1 protein-coding gene and 1 pseudogene are annotated in these 2,523 nt (G+C 62.7%); both read left to right on the top strand.

Annotated elements, in window-relative coordinates:
- A pseudogene (locus VNW74_RS19335) lies at nt 1–1,213 on the top strand (DNA-binding protein); the annotation flags it as partial.
- A 177-nt stretch (nt 1,214–1,390) separates the two neighbouring features.
- Nucleotides 1,391–2,523: APC family permease (locus VNW74_RS19330; RefSeq protein WP_414686725.1), on the top strand; the 1,133-nt coding region annotated here is incomplete at its 3' end.

Genomic DNA, 2,523 nt, shown 5'->3' with positions numbered 1-2,523 from the left:
AGGCCCTAACGCGCGCCGGGTGCTGACCATGATGGCTACGGTTCTTGGGCTGTTGTTGGCCGGTGTGGCCTGGCTCGGCTACGCCACTCATTCCGTTCCGTTTTCTGCCGGATATCCGTCGATGCTCTCCGAGATCGGCCGAGCGGTCTTCGGCCACGGAATCGTCGGCAACGTTTTGTACTTTCTGTTGCAGGCGGCGAGCGCGGCCATCTTGTACAACGGTGCCAACACCAGCTTCAACGGGTTTCCGGCGCTGACTCACTTTGTTGCCGAGGACAGCTTCCTGCCACGCCCACTGATGAAGCGCGGTCATCGGCTGGTGTTCTCCAATGCCATCATCCTGCTGACCGTGCTCGCGGTGGCGCTGTTGGTCGCGACGGGAGGCGGGGTCAACGCGCTGGTGCCGATGTTCGCGATGGGCGTGTTCACCGCTTTCTCGATGGCCGGCTATGGCATGACCAAACACTGGCTGACCCATCGTGGGCCCGGCTGGCACTACAAACTGGTGATCAACTTCTCGGCGGGCATCTTGTCAACGAGTGTGGTGGCCATCTTCGCGATCGCGAAGTTCACCGAGGGCGCCTGGCTGGTCGTAGTGGTGTTCCCGATTCTGGTGTTGGCCCTGATGCGGCTCAACCGGCAGTACCGCGCCGAGGCTTCCGTGCTGGAGACGTCGCTTACCGAGCCTCCCGACTTGGCCAGGCATGATCGGCATCGGGTGTTCGTCTTCGTCGACAGCGTCGACCTCGCGGAGATCGAGGCGATGCGCTACGCGAAAGGGCTGCACGCCGAGGAGCTGGTCGCGGTGCACTTCGTGTTGGACGCGGCTCATGCCGCGCGCTTGCAGCGGCGCTGGCAGCACTTTGAGCACGTCACCGAGTTGCGGTTGGTCGAGTGCCTGGATCGCAACCTGAGCCGGGGGGCGCAAGACCTGGTTTGCCAGGTCAAGCGGGATCATCCCGACACCACCGTGACGGTGCTGTTGCCGCGTCGAACGTATTCGGCGTTGCTGGGCCGGCTGCTGCATGACCGCACCGCCGACAAGATCGCCGCGGTGATCAGCCGGATCCCAGGTGCGAGCGCGCAGATCGTCGCCTACGACATATCGTCGCGGATCGCAGAAGCCCAAGCCGCCCGTCGCGGACACGATAAACAGCCTGATCGAGGGTTGGAGTCCACCGAAAAGATCGAGGCGACCACGCCAGTCATCTGAAGGCCCGGGGCCGCGGCGAGCGGCCGGATCGGCCTATTGGCGCGAGATACCTGGGAAAACCGCTAGGGTTCGATCGACCTCAGCGTTCGGGCCTTTCCCGAAGGACTGCCGCTCGCGGGCGGAGACGCTACTCTACACGGGCGTAACCATCCGGCACGTTCAAGGGGCGGGAATGAAATGGCCGTGACAGATTTGCCTGACGAGGAGACGATCCCGTCGACTTTTTACGACGGGTGGAAACGATTCTTTCTCGGGAAGCCGCTGATCAGCGAGCACCTAGAGCACGAGAGTTTGTCGAATACCGTTGCGCTGGGCGCACTTTCGCCGGATGCGATCTCGTCGACCGTCTACGGTCCCGAACAGATCATGGTCGAACTACTGCCGGCTGCCGGGGTGGCCGCGTTCGTGTTGGTGCTTCCGATCGCCGGTGTGATCTTGCTGATTCTGGCGTTGGTGACGGGGTCGTACCGCCAGGTGGTGATGGCCTATACGCAACGGGGCGGTTCGTATGTGGTGGCGCGGAGCAATTTCGGGCCGCGCATTGCGCAGATCTCGGCGGCCGCGCTGTTGATCGATTATGTGGTGACCGTGGCGGTGCAGTGCGCGTCGGGCACGTTTGCGGTGGTGTCCGCGGTACCGGCGCTGGGGCCCTACCACTTGGAAATCACCGTAGGCGCGTTGCTACTCATGTCTTACGCCAACCTGCGCGGAATGCGGGAGGCGGGTCGGATATTCGCCGTGCCGGTCTACGCTTTCATCGTCATGCTCACGGTGATGATCGTGACCGGCGTCATTCGCAAAATCTTCTGGACTTTGCCGCAATACGATCCGGCGCACATTGCCGGGGCGGTGCCGGTGCATCAGGGCAACGGGCTGGTGATGGGTGCGACGATTCTGGTGTTGCTGCGGGCATTCGCCAACGGCGGCACCTCGCTGACCGGGGTCGAGGCGATCACCGACGCGGTCAATGTCTTTCGTCAGCCGCAAGGCCCCAACGCGCGTCGGGTCCTCACCCGAATGGCCTGCATCCTCGGGTTCTTGTTGGTTGGTGTCATCTACCTGGTGCATGCCACCCACGCCACTCCGTTTGTCGCTGAATATCCGTCGATGCTGTCCGAGGTTGGCCGGGCGGTCTTCGGCAACGGGGTGATCGGGAACATCACGTACTTGCTGCTGCAGACGGCCAGCGCGGCGATCTTGTTCTTCGGTGCGAATACCAGCTTCAACGGTTTTCCCGCGCTGACGAGTTTCATTGCCGAGGACAGCTTTCTGCCGCGGCCGATGATGAAACGTGGTCATCGTTTGGTGTT

Source organism: Mycobacterium sp. (assembly GCF_035570115.1).
Taxonomy (GTDB): Bacteria; Actinomycetota; Actinomycetes; order Mycobacteriales; family Mycobacteriaceae; genus Mycobacterium.
The sequence above is the reverse complement of the archived record's forward strand: the minus strand, read 5'-3'. Positions and strand labels throughout refer to the sequence as shown.